We start from the raw sequence: 23,004 nt of genomic DNA on the forward strand, positions 1-23,004 counted from the left end.
GCCACTACTTGGCAGCAGCGGTACGCCACTGTTTGATGTAGTCGAGGCGTTTTTTCTGTTGCAGGTATTCCAGCAGGGTTTCATCCACCGGGATGGGTTTGAGCGCATTGCCCAACATTTTGGTCATGCCGTCGATATCGTTTTTGCCTTCGATATCGTTACGGATGGACGGGATATCCGCCTGATTGGCCAGAATGCTCTGCCCTTTCTCAGACAGCACGTAGTCCAGCCACAGTTTGGCGGCGTTGCTGTTTTTCGATTCCTGACTGATGAAGGACACGCGGGAGAGCACCAGGGTGTAATCCTTCGGATAGGAGATACCGAGTGACGGATCCGTTTTGGCGCGGGCCTCGGCGTAAGAACCAAGGATGTTAAAGCCGATCAGGTTTTCGCCGGAAGAAACGCGTTCCATCATGGTGCCGGTGGAAGACTGCACCGCTAAACCGCCTTTGGCGACGTCAGCCAGCGTTTTGAAATAATTCGGATCGGCTTTGAAATCCTGCACCGACAGCATGAAGCCGAGGCCGGATTTTTCGATGTCGTAAGTCGTCACTTTTTTGTTGAATTTTTCGGTCTGGCTGGCAATCAGTTTCGCCAGTGCCGCGTGCGAGTCCGGCACATCACCGGCCGGGATCAGACGTTTGTTATAGATAAACACCACCGGCTCATAGGTCGTGCCGTAGGCTTTGTCTTTCCACACCGCCCATTTTGGTAACTGCGCCTGTTCCGGGGATTTGTATTCCTGCGCGTAGTCGGTCGCCAGTTTCAGCGCCGTGTCCATGGAGGAACTCCAGACCACGTCGCCACTGGTGCCGCCCGCCGCCTGTTCACTGATATAACGGTTGTACAGTTCGGTGCTGTTCATGTCGTTATATTCGACTTTGATACCCGGATACGTGGCCTCAAAGCCCTGAATCAGCGGGCCTGCGGCTTTGGTGTCGGTGGTGGAATAGACCACCACTTTGCCTTCTTTGGTCGCCGCATCGACGATTTTTTGATAACCGGCCGGGTAGCCCTGAGGTAATGCAGACATTGCAGAGGAAGACATCATTACAGCCGCAGCAATCAGAGAGAATCGTAAGTTGTTCTTCATTATTGTTAACCTCTAGTTACATTTGGGAAACTAAAAATCAACATAGCGCATAACATCGGGCAGGCAATGGGGTAATTTTTTTATCTTCCCGATTTGTGAGTCGGGGCGTTTTTTAGGCAATTAACACCATAAAAACCACGGCGGAAAACGCAAAACAGGCCGCCGGAATGACCTGTTTTGCGTCCGGTTCAAAGAGGATTATTTAAAATATCCGGCCGTATCTATATCAGTCAGTAAATCCGGATGCGCCGGTGTCCAGCCCAGAATATCGCGGGTGATCTGACTGGAGGTCGGATTATTCAGCGAAGCAAAATGCGTGAACCAGCCAAAGTGCGCCGTCAGATCTTGCCCGTTTTTACTGACCACCGGCAGGTTAAGGTGCTTGCCAATCAGCGTGGCAATGTCGCGAAATGGGACGCCTTCCTCTGAGTTCGCATGATAAATCGCATTCTGCGCGCCTTTCTCCAGCGCCAGCACAAACACCTTCGCCGCATCAAAACGGTGAACGGCAGGCCAGCGGTTTTCGCCTTCACCGGGATACGCTGATTCGCCTTTTTCCCGCGCCATCGCGATGATCATCGGCACAAAACCGTGGTCGCCCGCGCCGTGCACCGACGGCGGCAGCCGCACCAGTGATACCCGCACGCCCTGCTCCGCCAGCGCGGCAACCGCGAGATCAGAGGCCACACGGGGATTCTGTCCCTGCGGATCAGGTAAATCCTTTTCCGTCGCCAGACGTCCGGTGTTTACCAGCGCGGTGCCGGACGTCACGATCAGCGGTTTATCCGTGCCTTTCAGCGCCGCACCCAGTGCGCCAATTGCCCGCCGGTCTTTTTCACAATTCTCGAGAAATTTCGAAAAGTCATGGATAAACGCCGTGTGGATCACGCCGTCTGCCTGCGCCGCGCCGGACGTCAGACTGTCCGGATCTTCAATACTGCCGCGATGCACGTCAGCCCCCGCGTCAGTCAGCGCCTGCGCCGAAGCATCCGAACGGGCCAGCCCCAGCACCTGATGACCGGCACGCAGTAATTCCTGCACCACCGCAGAACCGACAAAACCCGTTGCTCCTGTCACGAATACACGCATCTTAAAATCCCCTGTGGTTGGCTGATAAAGGTGAATGGCTTACGCAGCACACTATAGGCACTGGAGAAAAGACGATCTATGCGCTAATGTCCGCATTATCTTTGCGATCGTCCGGAGTCATTAATGGATCCTCTTTCTGATGTGTTATCGCTGCTGAAGCCGCGCAGTTATATGTCCAAAGGTTTTGAAGCCGGAGGGGCGTGGTCGGTACAATTTCCCGACCATTATCAGTCGATTAAATGCAATGCGATCATTACCGGCGAATGCTGGCTGGCGGTAGACGATGTGCCCGGCGCGGTACATCTCAAAGCCGGTGATTGTTTTGTGTTGCCTGGCGGCCGCCCTTTTCGGCTCGCCAGCGATCTGAGTATTCCGCCCGTCGATGCTGGTCCGATTTTCCAGCAGGCGCTGGATGGCGGTACGGTGTCCTGCAACGGCGGCCGGGATTTCTTTCTGACCGGCAGCCGGTTTGCGGTCAGCGGCACTAACGCCGCCACATTGCTGGCGATGCTGCCGCCGGTGGTGCATATCTCGAAAGAATCCGACAAAGAGAGTTTGCGCTGGGCAGTTGAGCGGATGATGCAGGAATTACGTGATCAGCGGCCCGGCGGATTACTGATCGCACAGCACATGGCGCACATGATGCTAGTTCAGGCGCTGCGGATGCACGTCGATAACGCGCCGGAAGGGGAAAACAGTGGCTGGTTTGCCGCGCTGGCAGATAAGCAGTTATCGAAAGCACTGAATGCGATGCATGAAAATCCTGCGCAACGCTGGACGGTGCAGACGCTGGCGGAACGGGCGGGCATGTCGCGCTCCGTGTTCTCGCAGAAATTTAAGCAGGCCGTCGGCAGTGCGCCGCTGGAATACCTGACGCGCTGGCGGATGTTGCTGGCCGGAGACCGGCTGGCGAACAGTAAAGAACCGGTTTCAGCGGTAGCCCTGTCGCTCGGTTATGACTCTGAAAGTGCCTTCAGCACAGCGTTCAAACGCACACTGGGATGTTCGCCGAGACAGTACGGCCAGCAGGCCATACGCTGAATTCAGGCAGGGATGCCTGAATTTCAGACACAAAAAAAGCCGCTAATGGCTTAGCAGCTTTGATGTGTTGTTTATGGCGGAGGAGGAGAGATTCGAACTCTCGAATGGTTTCCCATCGCCGGTTTTCAAGACCGGTGCCTTCAGCCGCTCGGCCACCCCTCCGTAAACAACAAGCACTTTACGACGTCAGTCGTTCAGTACGGGGCGTAGTATACAAGACAGAAAAAAAGATGCAAACATTATTTTCGGTCTAGTTTGTTGATTTTATGAACATTTACATCGCCTTCACAATGTATGTTCATAAATGACAGACACAAAAAAAGCCGCTAATGACTTAGCAGCTTTCTTGTGTTGTTTATGGCGGAGGAGGAGAGATTCGAACTCTCGAATGGTTTCCCATCGCCGGTTTTCAAGACCGGTGCCTTCAGCCGCTCGGCCACCCCTCCGCAACGAAGCGAACTATAAACAGTGGCGATCCGCTTGTAAAGCCTGATTCTGTTCGTTTGCCTGAAAAAACGCCATTCCGTTCTCAAATGGCGATTTAAGCATCATAACGACGATTTTGACGTCGGGGAACCGCGCCCTGCCCGCCCTGAGCAGGTAAAGAAGGGTAAAACGTCTTTAATGACGCAACGCCACTCCTTACACTGCAATCTGTTTGTATTTTCACCGACTCCAACTTTTTGTTAAGAGTGAGAATTTTATTATGGATCGTATCGTTGCCTCTTCGTCATCACGCGCTGGCTCGTTGCTAAGCACGCACCGGGTGCTGCGTAATACTTATTTTCTGTTAGCACTGACCCTCGGCGTTTCCGCGATCACGGCGACGGCGAGCACGGTTCTGAGATTGCCCTCTCCCGGTTTCCTGCTGACTATCGTCGGTTTCTACGGGCTGATGTTCCTGACCTACCGCACGGCCAACAGCCCGGCGGGTATTTTATCGGCTTTCGCCCTGACCGGTTTTATGGGGTATACGCTGGGGCCATTGCTGAGTTCGCTGCTTTCAGTCGGTGCCGGTGACATTATTATGCTGGCGCTGGGCGGTACCGCGCTGGTGTTCTTCTGCTGTTCAGCCTATGTGCTGACCACGCGCAAAGACATGTCGTTCCTGTCCGGCATGATGATGGCAGGCTTTGTGGTGCTGCTGGTGGCGGTGATCGCCAACCTGTTCCTGCAAATCCCGGCGTTGTCACTGGCGATCAGCTGCCTGTTTATTCTGTTCTCCGCAGGTGCGATTCTGTGGGAAACCAGCAATATCATTCACGGCGGCGAAACCAACTATATTCGCGCGACCGTCAGCCTGTATGTCTCGCTGTACAACATCTTTGTCAGCCTGCTGAGCATTCTGGGGATGTCATCACGTAACTGATGAGCCTGATGTAAACCGAAGCCCCGCCCCTGTGCGGGGCTTTTTATTTTTACTGTCCGCTGTTTTTGCTAAACTGGCGGCTGCATTTTTACGGGTTTGAGGTTGTATGCTGGAGTTTGAAGGTCAGGTTATTGAAACCGACGCTCAGGGTTACCTGAAAAACAGTCAGGACTGGCAGGAAGGCATGGCGCCTCTGCTGGCCGCACAGGAAGACATCACGCTGACCGACGCGCACTGGGAAGTGGTGCGGTTCGTGCGCGGGTTTTATCTCGAATTCAATACTTCACCCGCCGTGCGTATGCTGGTGAAGGCGATGGCACAGAAATACGGCGAAGAGAAAGGCAACAGCCGCTATCTGTTCCGGCTGTTCCCGAAAGGCCCGGCCAAACAGGCGACCAAAATTGCCGGTCTGCCCAAGCCAGTGAAGTGCCTGTAAAAGACTTCAGTATTTGATTTTAAAATCGCTGTAATGACCGGGTGCGGTCGGTTCGCTGAGCACGCGATCCACCCGGGCATGTTTCGGCCCGCCCTGCTTCAGCCAGGCTAACAGCTGGTCGACTTTTTCCTGATCCCCGCACGCCACCACTTCGACGCTGCCATCCTCAAGATTTTTCGCATAACCGGTTAACCCCAATCCGGTTGCCTGATGTTGGGTCGCAAAACGAAAACCGACGCCCTGCACCATGCCGTACACATAGGCGGCTATACTGACTGTTGCCATAATATTCTCTCCGTTAGCGGTATGGTTCGTTGCAATTTCACCTGCATGACCGGACAATGTCGCTCTTTTTTGTCTCCGAACCGACAGAACCTAATTTTATGACTGCACGTTTAATTCTGGCCAAAGGCCGTGAAAAATCACTTCTTCGTCGCCACCCGTGGGTGTTTTCCGGTGCTGTTGCACGCATCGAAGGTAAAGCCCATTCCGGCGAGACTATAGATATTGTAGACAGTCAGGGAAAATGGCTGGCACGCGGTGCCTATTCGCCGTCCTCACAGATCCGTGCGCGCGTCTGGACATTTAAGCAGGATGAAGACATTGATATCGCTTTTTTCATCCGTCGTTTGCAACAGGCGCAGAGCTGGCGCGACTATATCGCTAAACGTGACGGACTGGACGGTTATCGCCTGATTGCCGGTGAATCTGACTGCCTGCCCGGTATTACCATCGATCGTTTCCAGAATTTTCTGGTGCTGCAATTGTTGTCAGCCGGTGCGGAATACCAGCGTGCTCCGCTGATCGCAGCGCTGCAACATTGTTATCCGGAGTGCGCCATCTGGGATCGCTCTGATGTGGCGGTGCGTAAAAAAGAAGGTCTGGAACTGACGCAAGGCCATGTGGTGGGTGACGAGCCTCCTGCCCTGTTGCCCATTCAGGAGCACGGGATGAGCCTGCTGGTTGATATCAAAGAAGGCCACAAAACCGGCTTCTATCTTGATCAGCGTGACAGCCGTCTTGCCGCACGCAATTATGCCGCAGGCCGTAATGTCCTCAACTGCTTCTCCTACACCGGTGCTTTTGCTGTATCGGCACTGATGGGCGGCTGTACAAAAGTGACCAACGTGGATACCTCGCAGGCCGCACTCGACGTGGCCCGCCAGAACGTTGAACTGAACAAACTGGACCTGTCAAAAGCGGAATTCGTGCGCGAAGACGTCTTCCAGTTGCTGCGTAAATACCGCACGGAAGGTCAGCAGTTCGACATGATTGTGATGGATCCGCCGAAATTCGTGGAGAACAAAAATCAGCTGGCAAGCGCCTGTCGAGGCTATAAAGATATCAATATGCTGGCGCTGCAACTGTTGCGTCCGGGCGGTATCCTGCTCAGCTTCTCCTGCTCCGGTCTGTTGCCGACCGATCTGTTCCAGAAAATTCTGGCCGATGCGGCGCTGGATGCGGGCCGTGAAATACAGTTCGTGGAGCAGTTCCGTCAGGCGGCTGACCATCCGGTGACCGGCGCCTATCCTGAAGGGTTGTATCTGAAAGGTTTTGCCTGCCTGGTCATGAACTGAAGGTAAGCACTGCGTGCTGTTACGACGGCACGCGGGCGAATTTTACGCAGATTACGTGGTCAGAACTTGAAATAGCACGTTTTATCTCCATATAGAGATAAGTGAATTATTTTGGGAGGTGACTATGATTGCCAGTAAATTCGGTATCGGCCAGCAGGTACGCCACAGAATGTTAGGTTATTTAGGCGTCGTGATTGATGTCGATGCAGAGTATTCGCTCGATAAGCCCGACGTTGATGATGTCGCTGCTGACGATTCCATGCGCACCGCGCCCTGGTACCATGTCGTGATGGAAGATGAGGAAGGCCAGCCGGTGCATACCTACCTGGCGGAAATTCAGATTGATCATGAAGCGGCGCGTTCACATCCGGAACAAACCTCTCTGGATGACTTAGCCGAATCGATCCGCAGCCAGTTACAGGCGCCGCGCCTGCGTAACTGAGCCATCTCGCTTAAACCTGTGGATATGAAAAACCGGCCTTTGCAGCCGGTTTTTTTTGTCACTTTTTCAGCTCACCGCAGGACCGTGATTATTTTTCCATGCCCAGCCGCGGGAGTTCAATTTTCGGGCAGCGATCCATCACCACTTTCAGACCGGCCTCTTTTGCCAGCACGGCTGCCTGCTCATTGATCACCCCAAGTTGCAGCCACAACACTTTCGCTTTAATCGCAATCGCCTCCTGCGCCACGCCATAAGCGGCATCCGCATTGCGGAATACATCCACCATATCAATTGGATGAGGGATTTCCGCCAGCGAACCGTAGGCTTTCTGCCCCAGAAGCTCCTGCCCTGCCAGTTTCGGGCTGACCGGGATCACGTCAAAGCCCTGAGACAGCAGATAGGCCATGACGCCGTAGCTCGGACGCCCCGGATTATCACTGGCACCGACCAGCGCGATGGTTTTTACTTCCTCAAGGATCTTGCGGATATCATTGTCTTGCACGGGATTATCTCCTTTGACCGGTATGGGTTAAGTGTAACGCAGCATGACCAATCCGACAGCCTGCGGCAGAAAAAGTCCCGCGTGAAATGCCATGGCGTGTGAAATTAAAACATTTTGTAAAACTTTGACACACAATCTGCATTGCGGAATAATAGCGAAGGAGCAATGGGGTATCCGGGGAGAGAAGAATGAAAGTCTGTCATGCGCTGGTCGCATTAGCGAGTCTCAGCCTGATGGTGTCAGCTTCGGCGACCTCACTCAAACTGTCCCCCGATGTAGATGTTCTGGTTATCGACGGCAAACAAATGTCTGGCGCAATCCTTAAAGGTGCGGACAGTCTTGAACTTGACGGCGGCCAGCATCAGATCCTGTTTCAGGTCAGCAAAACGATGCGGGCCAATCCACCGCAGCTTTACCACTCCCCTGCCCTTATCGTTACCTTCAATGCTAAAGGCAATCGCTCAGTGTCTTTCGTGCTGCCAAAACTGACCAGTGAAGATGAAACGGCGCAATTCAGTCAGCAGATGAACTATCAGCTGGTTGACGACCAGGGCAGACAAATGCCAACACAGCGCGATGTTCTGAATATGTACAATCCCGGCCATGCCGCTGACGCTGAAAAGTTAATGATGACCTACAATTTGTCGGGCGCGCGTGCGGCCGTGCCGTCGTTTGCCAGGGCCAGCACGGATAAAAAATCGGCTTTAGCCACTGACACGCCTTCACAAATTTCTATCGCGTATCTTCATCCGCTGTGGACGCGTCTGGCGGCGAATGCAGGCATTGAGCGTTTATTGCTCTGGTTAACGCTTCCGGATAAACAGGAACAGACCTCGTAATTTAATCTGCATCACGCATTCCCCTTCTTAACGCCGAATTATTGCCCCTGAGCTATGCAGTAAAACGGAGTTTCAGTATTCTGTGATCCACTCTTACTTTCGCGTTGAAGGGAATTAGATGGAATACACCACCCGCACGATCGCAAAACAAAAACACATAGCTCTGGTTGCGCATGACCACTGTAAAAACACCCTGATGAAATGGGTGGACAAAAACGTGGATGAACTGTCGAAGCATGTGCTTTACGCGACCGGCACTACGGGGAATCTGGTGCAGCGCAGCACCGGCATTAATGTCAAAAGCATGCTGAGCGGTCCGATGGGCGGCGACCAGCAGGTGGGCGCCATGATCGCAGAAGGCAAAATCGACATGCTGATTTTCCTTTGGGACCCGCTGAATGCCGTGCCGCATGATCCGGACGTGAAAGCCCTGCTGCGTCTGGCGACGGTCTGGAATATTCCGGTCGCGACCAATCTGGCTACGGCGGATTTCCTGATCCAGTCTCCGTTATTCCAGTCCGAAGTGGACATCACCATTCCTGATTATCAGCGCTATTTATGGGCACGTCTGAAAGAGTGATAGGTCAGTACATCGTCATAAAAAACCCGGCAAAAGCCGGGTTTGTCATTTCAGGGCTTGCGCTGTACCGGCACGCCGAGATCTTCAAGTTGTTCGACAAAAACCGAAGGGCGGGTTTTGTCCTGCAGCAGCCAGACCTGATGTTTTGCGCGGGTCATCGCCACATACAATAAGCGCCGTTCTTCGGCATCCATAAAGTTTTCAGGCTCCGGCAATAACACCTCTTCCAGCAACGATTCCCGCGCGGGTGCAGGGAAACCGTCATTGCCTTCATGCAAACCGGCAATAATCACGTATTCAGCCTGTTGCCCTTTACTGGCGTGAATGGTCATAAAATCCAGATTGAGTTTCGGCCAGCGCGTGGCCGCTTTTTCCAGAATCTGCGGACGAAGATGATGATAACGGGCCAGCACCAAAATATGCTCGTCGGCCGTGACATAGCCGCTGAGTTTATCCAGTAACTTTTCCAGCTGATCTTCTGGCAGGATCACCACATTTTTCTTGTTGCCTTTGGTCAGGCTGTTCAGCGGTTTCTTCAGCTGATAGGGGTTTTGCTGCACAAATTTATTGGCGATTTCGCCGATACGGTCATTAAAGCGATAAGTGGTATCCAGCGCACATTGCGCCCCTTCGCCAAAATTGTCGGCAAATGCGGTGGTCAGGGAAAGCTCTGCGCCACTGAAACGATAGATCGCCTGCCAGTCATCACCGACCGCAAACAGACTGCTATGTTTGTTGAGCTTACGTAACGCCGACAGCAGCAGCGCACGCTGGGGTGAGATATCCTGAAATTCATCCACCAGAATATGCTTCCACGGGCTGACAAACCGGCCTTTATCCAGAATATTGACCGCCTGATGGATCAGGCCGGAGAAATCTACAGCCCCTTCTTCTTTCAGCGCCGTTTTCCAGGCTTTAAGCAACGGTGCCATCAGCCGGATGCGTTTCGTGAACAGGTCTTTCACTTCTTCCGACGCGCTTTCAATCATTTCGGCCTGACTGCCGCCGTGCATGCGCATCAGGCTGAGCCAGCGTTCCAGCCGGCTGCCCAGACGCTCCGCCAGCGATTTATTTTTCCAGTAATCACCGTCAGGCACCGTCCATTCCAGTTCGTCTGTCATCCATTGCCGCCAGCCGCTGGCCTGCACTTTTTTCTCAGCACATTGCTGTTGCCATGTTTTGATCAGCAGGCTGCGGCGCGCCTTTGAATCGGTTTCCAGCTTGCTGATTTTAGGCACTTTCTTGCTGCCTTCCTGGATAATCTGCAATGCAAGGGCGTGAAACGTTTTCGCCTTGATCCCTTCTGTCTGCAAACGCTCTTTTATACGTCCGTTCATTTCATCGGCGGCCTGACGGCCAAAAGCCAGCAACAAAATCTGTTCCGGTAATGCTTCCTGACGGCGCAACAGCCAGCCTGCGCGGGCCACCAGCACCGATGTTTTGCCGCTGCCCGCCCCCGCCAGCACCAGTACCGCATCTTCGCCATTGACGACGGCGCGACACTGGCTGTCATTGAGGGGCGACACTTCCACCGTATCGAAAAAGTCACGATTATCGGCAATCACCCTTTCGGTCCACGCCAGATTGCGCTGATCAACGCTGCGTTTCCCCTGCTCGAGCCAGCGCAGGCAGGTCTGGTAATCTTCCCGACAATTATCAAATTCGCTGAGACGTTCAACAGGCACCGGGATGGCAGAAAAAGCGTCGGCGATGTCCTTCTGCACATCCGCCAGATCAGCGCGTTTGAACCATTTATCCTGCTGTTCAATCTGCGTGATTTTTTCGATTTGGCCGTGCAATACCCCGGCGCTGACCTCGCTCATCTCCAGACTCCAGGTCTGCCAGATGTTCAGGAGGTAATGGTAGAAACGCTGCGTTTCCTGCCATTCCGTGCCATGCAGGCGCACCACTTTTTGGTCAGGTAATTCAAACTCAAGTTCCCCCCAGACGATGCCCCGCTTACAGCGGATCTGGATGAGCTGATTAAAAGGGATCAGGTAGTGATGTTTGTCGCCGCTGACTTCCACGCCGGCATTGAGCAAACGCACCCGGTTATAAGGGTGTTGCGCCAGATGTTTCCCGAATGAGGTCGATTTCAATTCCATATCATCACACCGTTTTTTCTCTTTAATTCAGTCATTTGATTATTGACTGGCGCTTTATTCAATTGATTTTGTTAATTTTTTTAATCAACCAAATTCCATATACCGTCTCAGGTATCGTTTGGGGAAGAAGTTAACCCGGCTTTGCAGTGGCACGACAGGAATCGACAGCAGCATTCAGCTCTTTCTCGTAACCGATGCGCTGGTGACGTTCTGCGCGCAGAGCCTGCATCTGTTTGTCTATGGAAGAACCGATCGGTAACCGGTCAACTGCGAAGGCTGGCGCATTGATAACACCAGGATCACAGGGTACCTGAACCGGCACTTTCACTTCAACATAAACAGGGTCCGGAACAGTGACGCGACCTGCACAACCGACCAGACCGACCGGCACCAGCACTATCAGCCATTTCATTGCGCACGCTCCCGCGCCAGCTCGGTGTCAAATGCTGATGCAGCCGCAGCGCAAACGTCAGGACTGTCTACGCGTTCAGCCAGCACATCATTAGCTTTGCCGTAATTATCCTTTGCCGATGCCCCCTTCGCAGCCTTCTCCTTGTCCGCTCCCGCCTGCTGGAGCACGGCGATTACAGCGTTCTGCGAAATGATGGTGGAGTGAGCCTGATCTTCCAGGCTGCTGCACTTAGACAGCTTGTCGTTCAGGCTGTCGAAAGTGGGCTGGTAATGCCGCACTGCCAGCCATACTAATGAGATATGTGCGGATGGTGTAGGCAATGATGCCGATAATGAAGGTGTGATTCGGAAGTGGGAATAGTGCTGTTCCAGCAGTAACCGTTTCCCGGATGTAGGTTCTCCAACCTGCTGGTCGAGTTCAGAGCATTGCCTGCCCAGTTGTGTATCTTGCTCATGAGACAGCCCCTTTAAAGTAGGTTGCCAGGTTGCCCCATGACACACAATCATTCATATATGGTTAAAAACCCACCTTACAAATACTTACCAAAATCACCAAAATAGTGATAAAATAATCACAAATAACTTACCAAGTAAACAAAACGATTAAGTTTATGAATAACAAAATAACATCTATTCATTATCTTCGTGGGGTAGCTGCATTATTAGTGGTGTTCTTCCACTTTAGATTTTATCTTAATGATGCCTATTCTCAAAAAGATTTAGGCAGTATCCTATTTGGTGGCGGCGCCTTTGGTGTTGATCTTTTCTTTATGATAAGTGGATTCATAATTTCATTATCGACTGAAAGAAATACAAGTACATTTGTTTTTATTACGCGCAGATTTTTTAGGATTTACCCAGCATTTTTGGTGACTTTTTCTATAGGTGCACTATTTGTATTTAACTCATATTCTAATGAACAATTGCTTAGAGCTATGTTTTTTTTGCATAAGGATTACACCTTGGAATCACCTAGTTTTGGCTATAATATCCTTGGGCCAGCATGGACACTGACTTATGAAATATATTTTTATTTGACATTTGTAATTGCAATGCTTACATCACACAAATACAGAGTTATATTATCCTCAGGAATGATATTGGTACCGATAATTATCATTCAGTTATATTACACCGGGGGTTTAACAATATCTGGAAATGGCAGCCCTAAGATCCCATTTGAAACCGAACACTATGAATTAATAAGGTTTATAAGCTCACCAATCATGATAGAGTTCATTATTGGGATGTTGTTTTTCGAAGCCTATAAGCGTGTTAATTTAGGGTGTTTAAAAACTTACTCAAAGCACATTATATCATTATGCTTTGGTTTATTTTTATTTCTATACTTCTCCCCTTCCAGATATGGATTTGGTTTGCAAGGATTTGGAATATGGGCGCTCATACTCATCAGCGGTTCTTTGATTTACGAGAAAAACAATAAAATTAATTATAGTGCAACACTTTCATTCTTGGGTGACATATCATATTCATTATATATGTCGCATTATCTCGTGATAAACTCCCTTGACTTTTATCGATTTAGTTTCTGGACAAACTCAACAGGAATATCAAAATTCTTCCTGGCAACAACGATATGCATCTCCATTGCCTTTTTTATGTATTATTGGGTAGAAAAACCTTTTATTTATGTGGGGAAATTTATTGAGAGTACAATAAAAAAGCGAAATGGAAAAGCAATCCAATTGTGATTGTCCGGGGGGTAAACCCCGGCATACATGAATCTGTATTCCAAATTATCTAACAGTGTTACATGGTTGCCTATTGCCAAATCCCAGTGGTTATGAATCCCATCTAACGCCAGTGAACTTGTTGTTCATCCAGTTTCACGAACTACTGAACCGGCGCGATACGAAGATGAGACATTCCTATTCCATAATATCCCCCCTGCAATTCACATCCATACCTGCTTGAGTTGTTACGCTAGCATCAAAAAAATGAAACTCAATTAGCAATAGCCTTTACTCCTTGGCAATTATAAAATCTTATACTTTCCTGCACGAAAGCTAACGGTACTGCCCGGCGACACGGCAATATATAGACTATTCCGTCCTGAAAATTTATATAACGAGGCCTGCGGCTTAAGGTTTTTTATAATTTCGTGCCAGTAAGCATGCGAATTATCTGAATGACTACCGTCAGGAGTCACCAAAATGGTAATAATGTCGGTATAATAGCAATAAAGTTACTCTGAAAAACAAATACCTTTAAAAAGACCAACGGTAAAAAGATGTTCTCTGAAATCGTTTCCAAACGTTAAAAGAACAGAGGCGTCAGAACCATTGTGCACCTCTTGAAATTATAAATTGCTGTCAATAGTTAAAATGCCATCATTTACAATGGACATTTACATGCAAGTGCATTTAAGAGTTTACCTTTGATAAGCGCAGGCGATCCACGTTCCAAAACAAGGTAGAATAAGAGGTATGTTTCTTTGCAGGGAACATGAATTTTTTCAACTTTTTAAATTCTTTGGGAAGAGCTGACATGCGTACCGTACTCAACATTCTTAACTTTGTTCTGGGCGGATTTTTCACCACGCTCGCCTGGTTGTTCGCCACACTGGTCAGTATCGTACTGATTTTCACCCTGCCGCTGACCCGTTCGTGCTGGGAAATCACCCGTCTTTCGCTGATGCCCTTTGGCAACGAAGCGGTACACGTCGACGACCTGTACCCAGAAAAACGCAACGTGCTGCTGTCAGGCGGTGGTACTCTGTTGAATATCTTCTGGTTTATTTTCTTCGGCTGGTGGTTATGCTTGTCGCATATTGTCGCCGGTATCGCGCAATGTATCAGTATTATCGGCATCCCGGTGGGTATTGCGAATTTTAAAATCGCCGCCATTGCACTCTGGCCCGTGGGCCGCAGGGTGGTATCCGTCGAGCTGGCAAAACAAGTTCGTGAAGCCAATGCAAGCCGTCAGATAAAAAACGGACGCATTCGCTGATCGCGATTTTTCATCATTTTTGAATTTTAACGTGGGGTTTTTCCGTGCTTTCTATTGCACCGGGTTTAAGGCGTTATGCCTATAACAGCAATGTTCTTTATCACATCAGGATTTTCATTGCCCTGACAGGGGCCGCTGCCGTGCCCTGGTGGCTGGGCCAGATTACGCTGACCATTCCGCTGACACTCGGTGTCGTGGCGGCCGCACTGGCCGATCTCGATGATCGGCTCACCGGCCGCCTGCGTAATCTGGTGATTACCCTGGTGTGCTTTTTCATTGCCTCTGCGTCAATAGAATTGCTGTTCCCCTACCCGTGGTTATTTGCGCCGGGGTTGATGATTTCGACCTGCGGATTCATCCTGCTCGGCGCGCTCGGTCAGCGTTACGCCACGATTGCGTTCGGCGCGTTACTGATCGCCATTTATACGATGCTGGGCACCAGCATGTATCACATCTGGTATCAGCAGCCGCTGATCCTGCTGGCCGGTGCGATCTGGTATAACCTGCTGACGCTGGCGGGCCATATTATTTTCCCGATAAGACCGTTGCAGGATCAGATCTCCCGCTGTTTCACTCAGCTGGCGGCGTATCTGGAAGCCAAGGCCACGTTGTTTGATCCCGACCAGGAAGACAATAATCAGCAACTGGTTGATCTGGCGATGGCTAACGGTCAGCTGGTTTCTACGCTAAATCAGACGAAAAATACGCTGCAAACCCGGCTCAAAGGCGACCGGGGTCAGAAAGGCACCCGCCGGACACTGCATTATTATTTTGTGGTGCAGGACATTCATGAGCGCGCCAGTTCATCGCACGTGAAATACCTTAAACTGAGCGAACAATTCCATCACAGCGATATTCTGTTCCGCTTTCAACGCCTGATGAGCATGCAGGCCCGCGCCTGCTTACAGCTGTCGCAATGCATTCTCTACCGCCAGCCCTACACCCATAACAGCCAGTTTGAACGGGCATTTTCTCGCCTTGAAGAAGCGCTGAAACGGCTGGAATCTCAGAATGAACATCGGGAAATGTTGCAGGCCTTGCGGCATCTTTTGCGCAATCTGCATGCGATTGATGCCCAGCTGGCAAACATTGAATCTGAGCAGTCACTGCCGGAAAACCAGACGGGGAAAAGCCCGTTTGCCGAGGATCGTCTGACCGGTCTGGATGACATCTGGCTGCGCATATCCCGCCATTTCACCCCTCAGTCTGTGCTTTTTCGCCATGCGGTGCGCATGTCAGTGGTGCTGTTTATCGGCTATGTATTTATTCAGGTCAGTGGCTTAAATCATGGCTACTGGATTTTGCTCACCAGTCTTTTTGTCTGCCAGCCAAACTACAGCGCGACCCGCCGCAGACTGGCGCTGAGGATAATCGGGACGCTGGCCGGTATTGCGCTGGGCATTCCTATCTTGTATTTCGTGCCTTCCGTTGACGGACAAATGATCCTGATCGTTATCAGCGGATTATTGTTCTTTGCCTTCCGCACCGTGCAGTACGCGCAGGCAACCATGTTCATTACCCTGCTCGTTTTGCTGTGTTTCAATTTGCTGGGTGAAGGGTTTGAAGTCGCTATACCTCGTGTCATCGATACCCTGATTGGCTGTGGTATTGCCTGGGCTGCGGTGACCTATATCTGGCCTGACTGGAAATTCCGCCAGATAGATAAGGTGGTCAGCAAAACCTTTGATGCGAACTGCCGTTATCTCGATGCCATTCTGGTGCAGTACCATCAGGGCAAAGATAACAGCCTTGATTACCGGCTCGCCCGGCGCGATGCGCATAACTGTGATGCTGAACTGGCCTCCGTCGTTTCGAATATGAGTTCTGAGAAGAATAATGATCCGGCAACGCTTGAAGCCGCATTCCGGCTGCTGTGCCTGAATCACACCATGCTGAGTTACATTTCTGCGCTGGGTGCGCATCGTGAAAAGCTTAATGACGCTGAAACGCTGCAATTGCTTGATGACGCAGCCTGCTGTGTGGATGGCGCGTTACACCATCTTCCTTCAGAGGCTGAGCGCATCCATCACGCGCTGGAGCAACTCACTGCCCGCATCCAGATGCGGACGACGGACAGTGACAGTAAAGAGCAACTTGTCCTTCAGCAAATTGGCTTACTGGTGGCCCATTTACCTGAACTCACCAGTCTCAATACTAAAATCCTGCCTGCACAGAGCGCCCTCTGACGGCAGGCGTGTGTGACGCTCCTTAGTGGAGGATCGTCGATTGCTGCTCTTGCTGATGGTTAAACCAGTGAGTTAATGATTCTCTGGAAGCCATCGGCAAAGCGGCCTCGTGAAAGCCCAGAATCGCCCCCTCCAGTGCCATCAGTAGATTAATGCCCAAGTTCTTTTTTTTTATTGCGCACAATTTCAAATAAGTCTGGCAGGCACCGTGAAGACGAAGATCTCCGGAGTTCTCAATTCCCGCCTGCCAGAGCATTCTCTCAAGCGCCAGTGTGAGATTCGGTAAATCCTTCAACCTCCCCGCTTCATTGTTTTTTCTCACGGCGATGTCGCGTTGCATCCCCTGTAACGCCAGCCTGCCCAGCTTACATAACGCTTCAGGATCGCTCCATTGGGCCGGACTCACTTTAAAATAGCGTAACTGAACGTCCATGCCGCGCTTGCGGTAAATCAGTCTCTCCATCTTTTTACGGCGAAAATGGACTTCCGTTTCTTTATCGGCACGGAGATATAGTTCTCCGTCAGATACCAGGGCAAACATGACACGGTCGGCGGACAGACTGAAACCGCCAAATTGGGTGCGGGAACGAATGTTGCCCAATGGGGCAAACAGGGCCAGGCACTCACGTACTCTTTTTTTTGATTTGTTTATCATTGCGTTATCCTTTTCACATTAATTCCTGACGACCAATTTGAGTTACCAGAACAGCTAAATGCAAAATACGCAATGTCGCGAAGCGCAACAAACACAAAATGCAGTTGCAGTCCGTTGCCTTCAAAATTTGCGAGACGTCTTGGAAAAAATTGGGTTGATCTTTGCTCATCGCCAGAGTACTGTACATTCATACAGTAACTCACTGGGGTACATCACTATGCGAACTCAACATCATACAAATCATCATTTTAGTCAGCTTGCTTTGCCGGTTAATCGCGCACAGGTAAATACGTCTGCATCCTTGAATAATGGTCTGATCACTGAGTTCGTCTATAGTGCGAGCCAACCCGCCTTTGCGCAGTTACTCCTGCCTTTGCTCCAACATCTGGGTATGCAGTCCCGCTGGCTGTTATGGCTCACGCCTCAGCAAAAGCTCAGCCGTCATTGGTTATCAGAATCTGGATTGCCGGTCGATAAAATGGTTCAGGTGAATCAGATCACCGCGATGTCGACGGTGGATGCGATGGAGAAAGCATTGCAGACAGGAAACTACAGCGTGGTGCTCGGATGGCTACCCGATTTGAATGATGCGGAACGTGAAAGACTGCAAATTGCAGCACGTCAGGGGGGCGCTTATGGCTTCATCATGAAGCCAACAAACGATCAGAATTCAGCAGGTGGACATCACTCAACAGTAAAAATTCACTCTTCTGTATACCATTAGTTCAAAATAGGAACTTTCCTATGAAAATAATGGGGAAGTTAGTGATTTGTGCTGTCAAAGGTCGCCAGCCCAGTAAAAACGGGTATTCGGAATGTAGTTTGACGCCAGATTTTGTCAGTAAATAGTCAAAGCCGTTAAGAAATGTGTACGTTTTTCCCTTTTTTTCCACGGTGTTAACACATCAAGCTTGTAAGTTTCGCGCCACGTTGTAGACTTTACAACGCCAAGGTTGCTCAATAATGCCAACGTAAAGTGGCAAGTTCTGAAATGAAGCAATAATCTTGGCGTAAGGATTTTAACCAAGGGCTTAAAAAGCTTAAAGCTCAATTGCCTATTTGGATGATAACGAGGCGCAAAATGAAAAAGACAGCTATCGCATTAGCAGTGGCACTGGCAGGTTTCGCTACCGTAGCGCAAGCCGCCCCTAAAGATAACACCTGGTATACCGGTGGTAAATTGGGCTGGTCCCAATACCATGACACTGGTTTCGCAAATGCTTACGAAGGTATCGGCAACGGCCCTACCCACGAAAGCCAACTGGGTGCAGGTGCGTTCTTGGGTTACCAAGCGAACCAATACCTGGGCTTTGAAATGGGATATGACTGGCTTGGCCGTATGCCTTCTAAAGGCAGCGTAAACAACGGCGCGTTCAAAGCACAAGGCGTTCAGCTGGCTGCTAAACTGAGCTACCCACTGACTGACGATCTGGACCTGTACACCCGTCTGGGTGGTATGGTTTGGCGTGCAGATTCTAAAGGTAACTTCAACAATGGCGCAGATGGCCGCATCAGCGACCACGACACCGGTGTTTCTCCACTGGCAGCCGTTGGTGTTGAATACGCAGTGACCAAAAACTGGGCTACCCGTCTGGACTACCAGTGGGTTAACAACATTGGTGACGCAGCTACCGTTGGTGCACGTCCTGATAACGCAATGCTGTCTGTGGGTGTTTCTTACCGTTTCGGTCAAGATGAAGCAGCTGCACCAGTTGTTGCTCCAGCACCAGCTCCAGCTCCAGTTGTAGAAACTAAGAAATTCACTCTGAAATCTGACGTTCTCTTCAACTTCAACAAAGCGACTCTGAAACCAGAAGGCCAACAGGCTCTGGATCAGCTGTACAGCCAGTTGAGCTCAATCGATCCTAAAGACGGTTCTGTTATCGTTCTGGGTTACACCGACCGTATCGGTTCAGAACAATACAACCAGAAACTGTCTGAGCAACGTGCTCAGAGCGTAGTAGATTACCTGGTATCTAAAGGTATCCCTGCTAACAAGATCTCTGCACAAGGCCAGGGTAAATCTAACCCAGTTACCGGTTCTACCTGTGACTCCGTTAAAGGCCGTGCTGCTCTGATCGACTGCCTGGCACCAGACCGTCGTGTAGAAATCGAAGTTAAAGGCTACAAAGATACTGTTACTCAGCCACAGGCTTAATAACAGACTTTAGCTTTTGCTACAGATATCAAAAACCCCGCCTCGGCGGGGTTTTTTTATGGCTGCAATAACAGAACAAAGCGGTATTCTCTGCGGATCGGTAACGAAATTACCCGAGATCTTTCTTGCCAAGGATTTGCTGCAGATCCTCTTTTAATGAAGACATCTGATTAGCGTATTTTTCTTTACGCTCAGCATCCTCAAGCAACTGAATGATTGTGTCAGACAATGTTGCCCCACGCCTTTGCGCCAGACCGGCTAAACGCTGCCACACCAGAAACTCTAAATCGATGGATTTCTTACGGGTGTGCTGATGCTCAGCATTGAAGTGTCGTTTACGGCGGGCCCGTATGGTTTGTTTGAGGCGATTTTCCAGCGCCGGATTCATATCATTCGCGATCCAGTCCATCACTTTGACCGGTTCGTTTTCCAGTCTGAGAAGTTGATTCACGGATTCTTGTGCAGCGCTGTTTTCTAAATGGCGAGTGATCCGCTCACCTTCCCGGTGTTTTTTCACCAGATACTTCCATTTCCAACCGCTTTCCAGATTTTCCAGTTGCTGATATTTCATCGTGAACTCTTCGGTGACCCCGTAACTTTACTAAGCATAACAGCTTTAATTCAATTTTCACCCCAAATAAACCGGCTAATTCTGCCTGTTTTTTGCGCACCTGTTCAGCAATGTGCGCTAACCGCATTTCCTCTTTGACTCTCATTGTATGCAGCCGGATTTATTCTTGTATAATCGCTCTTTCCCTTTTTATAGAAAACAGCTAACACATTGACCAATAACCGACTTGACTGGCAGCTTTTACTGCCCGACTCCGCGCCTTACGAGGCAATTTTTGCAACGGCTGCCCAGTTAGCCCCTGTCGATTTCGCTGGAACTCAGCCTCGGCTGGAAAATGGTTTAACGCTGTTTTGTCATCCCCGCTCACGCCCGCGTTTTATGACGCTCAAGGCGCAGGAAAATCGTGAATATCTGTCACGTATCGCTCAGGTCGTCAGCGAACTGCTGCCCGAAACGGCTGAAATCACCGGCAACCGTTATCATATTGAAGGCAATAAGATCACGCTGCTGGCCGCTAAATCTGCGGAAGATGCCTTCGCGGCAAAATTCACCTGCCAGTACCGCGAGTGGATTGAGCCGGAGCAACTGTTTGGTTGCGTCAGGGTGTACAAAGACCAGATCCAGCTTGAGCCGGGTCTGATTCATCAGGTCAATGGCGGCGTTCTGGTGCTGTCAATTCGTACCCTTATTGCCCAGCCGCTGATGTGGTTGCGTCTTAAGCAGATGATCACCGAAGGCCAGTATCACTGGGTTTCTCCTGATGAAGCCAAACCTCTGCCGGTCACGGTTCCGCCAATGCCGCTGGATATTCGCCTGATTCTGGTCGGTGACCGCTTGTCACTGGGTGATCTGAGCGATATGGAACCGGAGCTGATGGAATCGGCCATTTATGGCGAATTCGAAGCCGACCTGCCGCTGACCGAAGAAAGCGACATGGAAACCTGGTGTGGTTATGTGAACACACTGGCCGACGAGCTTGAGATCCCCCGTCTGGCCGCCGATGCCTGGCCCGAATTTCATAAAATGGCGATACGCCACAGCACCGATCAGGGCAGCCTGACGCTGGATCCGGTCTGGCTGAGTGCACAGTTAAGTGAAGCCTCGCTCTATAATGAAGATGAGTTGCTCAGCGCGAAATCTCTTGAAGCTGCCTCTAATGCCCGTGCATGGCGTGAAAGCTATTTGCAGGAACGCATGCAGGATGAAATCGAACTGGGGCAAATCCGTATTGAGACGGAAGGCGAAGTGGTCGGACAGATTAACGGCCTGTCGGTGCTGGAATACCCTGGTCATCCGCGCGCACTGGGTGAACCTTCACGGATTAGTTGTGTCGTACACACCGGCGACGGTGAATTTACTGACGTTGAACGTAAAGCTGAATTAGGCGGTAATCTGCATGCCAAGGGCATGATGATTATGCAGGCTTTCCTGATTTCCGAGTTAGAACTCGACCAGCCTCTGCCCTTCTCCGCGTCGATTGTTTTTGAACAATCTTACGGTGAAGTGGACGGCGACAGCGCGTCCCTTGCTGAACTTTGTGCACTGATCAGTGCCTTGTCGATGCAGCCGATTAACCAGCAGATTGCGGTAACCGGTTCTGTCGATCAGTTTGGGAATGTGCAACCTATTGGTGGCGTAAATGAGAAAATCGAAGGTTTCTTCGAAGTTTGTCAGCGTCGCGGTTTGACCGGTAAACAAGGGGTCATTCTGCCAACCAGCAACGTGCGCAACCTGTGCCTGCATCCGCAAGTACTGGACGCCGTTCGCGAAGGCCAGTTTCACTTATGGGCAGTTGATAACGCAGCCGACGCGCTGCCTATCCTGACCGGACTGATTTACACAAACGAAGAAGAAGCTGAAGAAGAGCGTCCGAGCCTGCTGGGATTGATTCAGCAGCGCATAGCGTTGGTCACATCGCAAGGCAGCCCGCGTTATCCGTGGCCTCTTCGCTGGTTGAACTGGTTCAATCACAGCTGATCGGAGTTGTTCAGCTTACAGCTGTTCGCTAAACTTCGCCCTTCATTAAAATAAGGCTTACATAGAACATGGTAGATAAACGCGATTCCTATACGAAAGAAGACCTCGTAGCTTCTGGCCGCAGTGAACTGTTCGGTGCTGGTGGCCCTCCATTACCATCAGGCAACATGCTGATGATGGATCGCATCGTGAAGATGCAAGAAGATGGCGGCACCCATGGCAAAGGCTATGTTGAAGCTGAATTAGATATCAATCCTGATCTGTGGTTCTTCGGTTGCCACTTCATCGGCGATCCGGTTATGCCTGGCTGTCTGGGTCTGGACGCCATGTGGCAGTTAGTGGGCTTTTATCTGGGCTGGCTCGGTGGCGAAGGCAAAGGCCGCGCACTGGGTGTGGGTGAAGTGAAATTCACCGGTCAGGTTCTGCCAACCGCGAAGCTGGTCACCTACCGTCTGAACTTCAAACGCGTGATCAACCGTAAACTGATCATGGGCGTTGCTGATGGTGAAGTGCTGGTTGACGGCGTGGTGATTTACACCGCTACTGATCTGAAAGTGGGTCTGTTCAAAGACGCTGCGGCTTTCTGATAAAGCCCTGCACGACGTCTGAAAAAGGGTGAGCCTCCGGGTTCACCTTTTTTATGTCTGCGATACGGGCAATCTGCCCTGCAAACAAAAACCTCCGCGCGCAGCGGAGGTTGTTCCTTATTCTGACAGGGGAGCCGCTTAAGCGGTAACGGCCCTGTCCTCCATGGCTTGTCGCCAACCCCCGAGCCAATGTGATCGGGCATCTAATGATTGGTACGGACAAATCTCTTTTGAGCGTCCGCCAATACCTGCTTGGTATCCACGTGATTGTGCCCGTTCCAGGCGATCGCGTTTTTGTCTCTTCATGCCTTATATCCCTCATTATTCAGGTCAGGTGGAAAGAAAACAGTGGGCCGCTTCTGCGTCCACACCTAACAAATAGCTGCAATATGGGGAGAGGTCAATGCGCAAATTTC

Annotated in this window: 24 protein-coding genes and 2 tRNA genes; 14 read left to right on the top strand and 12 right to left on the bottom strand. The window is 50.7% G+C overall.

Annotated elements, in window-relative coordinates; genetic code table 11:
* Positions 1-4: 4 nt before the first annotated feature.
* Together EDF78_RS20680 and EDF78_RS20685 are read right to left on the bottom strand one after the other, a co-directional pair.
* Entirely contained in the window at positions 5-1,093 is a 1,089-nt protein-coding gene (locus EDF78_RS20680) for an ABC transporter substrate-binding protein (protein WP_095922562.1), read from the bottom strand.
* 198 nt (positions 1,094-1,291) lie between these two features.
* Positions 1,292-2,182, bottom strand: coding sequence for an SDR family oxidoreductase (locus tag EDF78_RS20685; protein ID WP_133823818.1), 891 nt, complete (start codon positions 2,180-2,182; stop codon positions 1,292-1,294).
* A 123-nt stretch (positions 2,183-2,305) separates the two neighbouring features.
* On the opposite strand from EDF78_RS20685, the gene EDF78_RS20690 reads away from it, so the two are divergent.
* Entirely contained in the window at positions 2,306-3,223 is a 918-nt protein-coding gene (locus tag EDF78_RS20690) for an AraC family transcriptional regulator (RefSeq protein ID WP_119822241.1), read from the top strand.
* A 74-nt stretch (positions 3,224-3,297) separates the two neighbouring features.
* Here the strand turns inward: EDF78_RS20690 and EDF78_RS20695 are convergent.
* Both EDF78_RS20695 and EDF78_RS20700 read right to left on the bottom strand, forming a co-directional pair.
* A tRNA-Ser gene (locus tag EDF78_RS20695) sits at positions 3,298-3,385 on the bottom strand.
* 196 nt (positions 3,386-3,581) lie between these two features.
* A tRNA-Ser gene (locus tag EDF78_RS20700) sits at positions 3,582-3,669 on the bottom strand.
* A 260-nt stretch (positions 3,670-3,929) separates the two neighbouring features.
* On the opposite strand from EDF78_RS20700, the gene yccA reads away from it, so the two are divergent.
* Together yccA and tusE are read left to right on the top strand one after the other, a co-directional pair.
* Complete coding sequence (gene yccA, locus EDF78_RS20705) at positions 3,930-4,592, top strand: FtsH protease modulator YccA (RefSeq protein ID WP_095922565.1); 663 nt, start codon at positions 3,930-3,932, stop codon at positions 4,590-4,592.
* Between the two features lie 106 nt (positions 4,593-4,698).
* A complete protein-coding gene (gene tusE, locus EDF78_RS20710; RefSeq protein ID WP_095922566.1) occupies positions 4,699-5,028 on the top strand; it encodes a sulfurtransferase TusE in 330 nt (109 codons plus the stop codon).
* A gap of 6 nt (positions 5,029-5,034) precedes the next feature.
* Here the strand turns inward: tusE and yccX are convergent, their stop codons facing one another.
* Positions 5,035-5,313 carry an acylphosphatase gene (yccX, locus tag EDF78_RS20715; RefSeq protein WP_095922567.1) on the bottom strand — a complete coding sequence of 93 codons (279 nt, stop codon included), beginning with the start codon at positions 5,311-5,313 and terminating at the stop codon, positions 5,035-5,037.
* A gap of 98 nt (positions 5,314-5,411) precedes the next feature.
* On the opposite strand from yccX, the gene rlmI reads away from it, so the two are divergent.
* A complete protein-coding gene (rlmI, locus tag EDF78_RS20720) occupies positions 5,412-6,605 on the top strand; it encodes a 23S rRNA (cytosine(1962)-C(5))-methyltransferase RlmI (RefSeq protein ID WP_095922568.1) in 1,194 nt (397 codons plus the stop codon).
* Between the two features lie 124 nt (positions 6,606-6,729).
* Entirely contained in the window at positions 6,730-7,047 is a 318-nt protein-coding gene (hspQ, locus tag EDF78_RS20725) for a heat shock protein HspQ (RefSeq protein WP_095922569.1), read from the top strand.
* 88 nt (positions 7,048-7,135) lie between these two features.
* Here the strand turns inward: hspQ and EDF78_RS20730 are convergent, their stop codons facing one another.
* Positions 7,136-7,549 (bottom strand): CoA-binding protein, encoded by a 414-nt coding sequence (locus tag EDF78_RS20730; protein ID WP_119822240.1) that lies wholly within the window; start codon positions 7,547-7,549, stop codon positions 7,136-7,138.
* A gap of 188 nt (positions 7,550-7,737) precedes the next feature.
* Between EDF78_RS20730 and EDF78_RS20735 the strand changes: the two genes are divergently transcribed.
* Entirely contained in the window at positions 7,738-8,388 is a 651-nt protein-coding gene (locus tag EDF78_RS20735; RefSeq protein WP_119822239.1) for a DUF2057 family protein, read from the top strand.
* A gap of 118 nt (positions 8,389-8,506) precedes the next feature.
* Positions 8,507-8,968, top strand: a complete 462-nt coding sequence (gene mgsA, locus EDF78_RS20740; protein ID WP_095922572.1) for a methylglyoxal synthase — start codon at positions 8,507-8,509, stop codon at positions 8,966-8,968.
* 50 nt (positions 8,969-9,018) lie between these two features.
* On the opposite strand, the gene helD is transcribed toward mgsA, so the two are convergent.
* The 3 genes from helD to EDF78_RS20755 all read right to left on the bottom strand — a co-directional run bounded on the left by helD (position 9,019) and on the right by EDF78_RS20755 (position 11,805).
* Positions 9,019-11,073, bottom strand: a complete 2,055-nt coding sequence (gene helD, locus EDF78_RS20745; RefSeq protein WP_095922573.1) for a DNA helicase IV — start codon at positions 11,071-11,073, stop codon at positions 9,019-9,021.
* A gap of 130 nt (positions 11,074-11,203) precedes the next feature.
* Positions 11,204-11,485, bottom strand: a complete 282-nt coding sequence (locus tag EDF78_RS20750) for a hypothetical protein (RefSeq protein ID WP_133823819.1) — start codon at positions 11,483-11,485, stop codon at positions 11,204-11,206.
* Positions 11,482-11,805: a hypothetical protein gene (locus tag EDF78_RS20755; RefSeq protein WP_133823820.1), complete on the bottom strand. Its 324-nt coding sequence runs from the start codon at positions 11,803-11,805 to the stop codon at positions 11,482-11,484. Before EDF78_RS20755 ends, EDF78_RS20750 begins: the two co-directional genes overlap by 4 nt.
* Positions 11,806-12,095: 290 nt before the next feature.
* Between EDF78_RS20755 and EDF78_RS20760 the strand changes: the two genes are divergently transcribed.
* The 3 genes from EDF78_RS20760 (at position 12,096) to yccS (ending at position 16,640) form a co-directional block, all read left to right on the top strand.
* Positions 12,096-13,196 (top strand): acyltransferase, encoded by a 1,101-nt coding sequence (locus tag EDF78_RS20760; RefSeq protein ID WP_133823821.1) that lies wholly within the window; start codon positions 12,096-12,098, stop codon positions 13,194-13,196.
* Between the two features lie 796 nt (positions 13,197-13,992).
* A complete protein-coding gene (locus tag EDF78_RS20765) occupies positions 13,993-14,454 on the top strand; it encodes a YccF domain-containing protein (protein ID WP_131693714.1) in 462 nt (153 codons plus the stop codon).
* A gap of 44 nt (positions 14,455-14,498) precedes the next feature.
* Positions 14,499-16,640, top strand: a complete 2,142-nt coding sequence (yccS, locus tag EDF78_RS20770) for a YccS family putative transporter (protein WP_095922574.1) — start codon at positions 14,499-14,501, stop codon at positions 16,638-16,640.
* Between the two features lie 22 nt (positions 16,641-16,662).
* On the opposite strand, the gene EDF78_RS20775 is transcribed toward yccS, so the two are convergent.
* Positions 16,663-17,295 carry a TfoX/Sxy family DNA transformation protein gene (locus EDF78_RS20775; protein WP_119822237.1) on the bottom strand — a complete coding sequence of 211 codons (633 nt, stop codon included), beginning with the start codon at positions 17,293-17,295 and terminating at the stop codon, positions 16,663-16,665.
* Between the two features lie 217 nt (positions 17,296-17,512).
* Between EDF78_RS20775 and sulA the strand changes: the two genes are divergently transcribed.
* Together sulA and ompA are read left to right on the top strand one after the other, a co-directional pair.
* Positions 17,513-18,019, top strand: coding sequence for an SOS-induced cell division inhibitor SulA (gene sulA, locus EDF78_RS20780; RefSeq protein ID WP_119822941.1), 507 nt, complete (start codon positions 17,513-17,515; stop codon positions 18,017-18,019).
* A 357-nt stretch (positions 18,020-18,376) separates the two neighbouring features.
* Complete coding sequence (ompA, locus tag EDF78_RS20785; RefSeq protein WP_095922576.1) at positions 18,377-19,453, top strand: porin OmpA; 1,077 nt, start codon at positions 18,377-18,379, stop codon at positions 19,451-19,453.
* 109 nt (positions 19,454-19,562) lie between these two features.
* On the opposite strand, the gene matP is transcribed toward ompA, so the two are convergent.
* A complete protein-coding gene (gene matP, locus EDF78_RS20790; RefSeq protein ID WP_095922577.1) occupies positions 19,563-20,024 on the bottom strand; it encodes a macrodomain Ter protein MatP in 462 nt (153 codons plus the stop codon).
* A 210-nt stretch (positions 20,025-20,234) separates the two neighbouring features.
* Between matP and EDF78_RS20795 the strand changes: the two genes are divergently transcribed.
* Both EDF78_RS20795 and fabA read left to right on the top strand, forming a co-directional pair.
* Positions 20,235-22,001 (top strand): Lon protease family protein, encoded by a 1,767-nt coding sequence (locus tag EDF78_RS20795; RefSeq protein ID WP_133823822.1) that lies wholly within the window; start codon positions 20,235-20,237, stop codon positions 21,999-22,001.
* Between the two features lie 68 nt (positions 22,002-22,069).
* The gene (gene fabA, locus EDF78_RS20800; protein ID WP_013574872.1) at positions 22,070-22,588 is read left to right on the top strand and encodes a bifunctional 3-hydroxydecanoyl-ACP dehydratase/trans-2-decenoyl-ACP isomerase; all 519 of its coding nucleotides are present in this window, start codon (positions 22,070-22,072) and stop codon (positions 22,586-22,588) included.
* Positions 22,589-22,726: 138 nt separating this feature from the next.
* Here fabA and rmf read toward each other — a convergent pair whose 3' ends face one another.
* Positions 22,727-22,894 carry a ribosome modulation factor gene (gene rmf / locus EDF78_RS20805; protein ID WP_013574871.1) on the bottom strand — a complete coding sequence of 56 codons (168 nt, stop codon included), beginning with the start codon at positions 22,892-22,894 and terminating at the stop codon, positions 22,727-22,729.
* Positions 22,895-23,004: the final 110 nt, after the last annotated feature.

The organism is Rahnella sp. BIGb0236, from assembly GCF_004364755.1.
Lineage (GTDB): Bacteria > Pseudomonadota > Gammaproteobacteria > Enterobacterales > Enterobacteriaceae > Rahnella > Rahnella victoriana.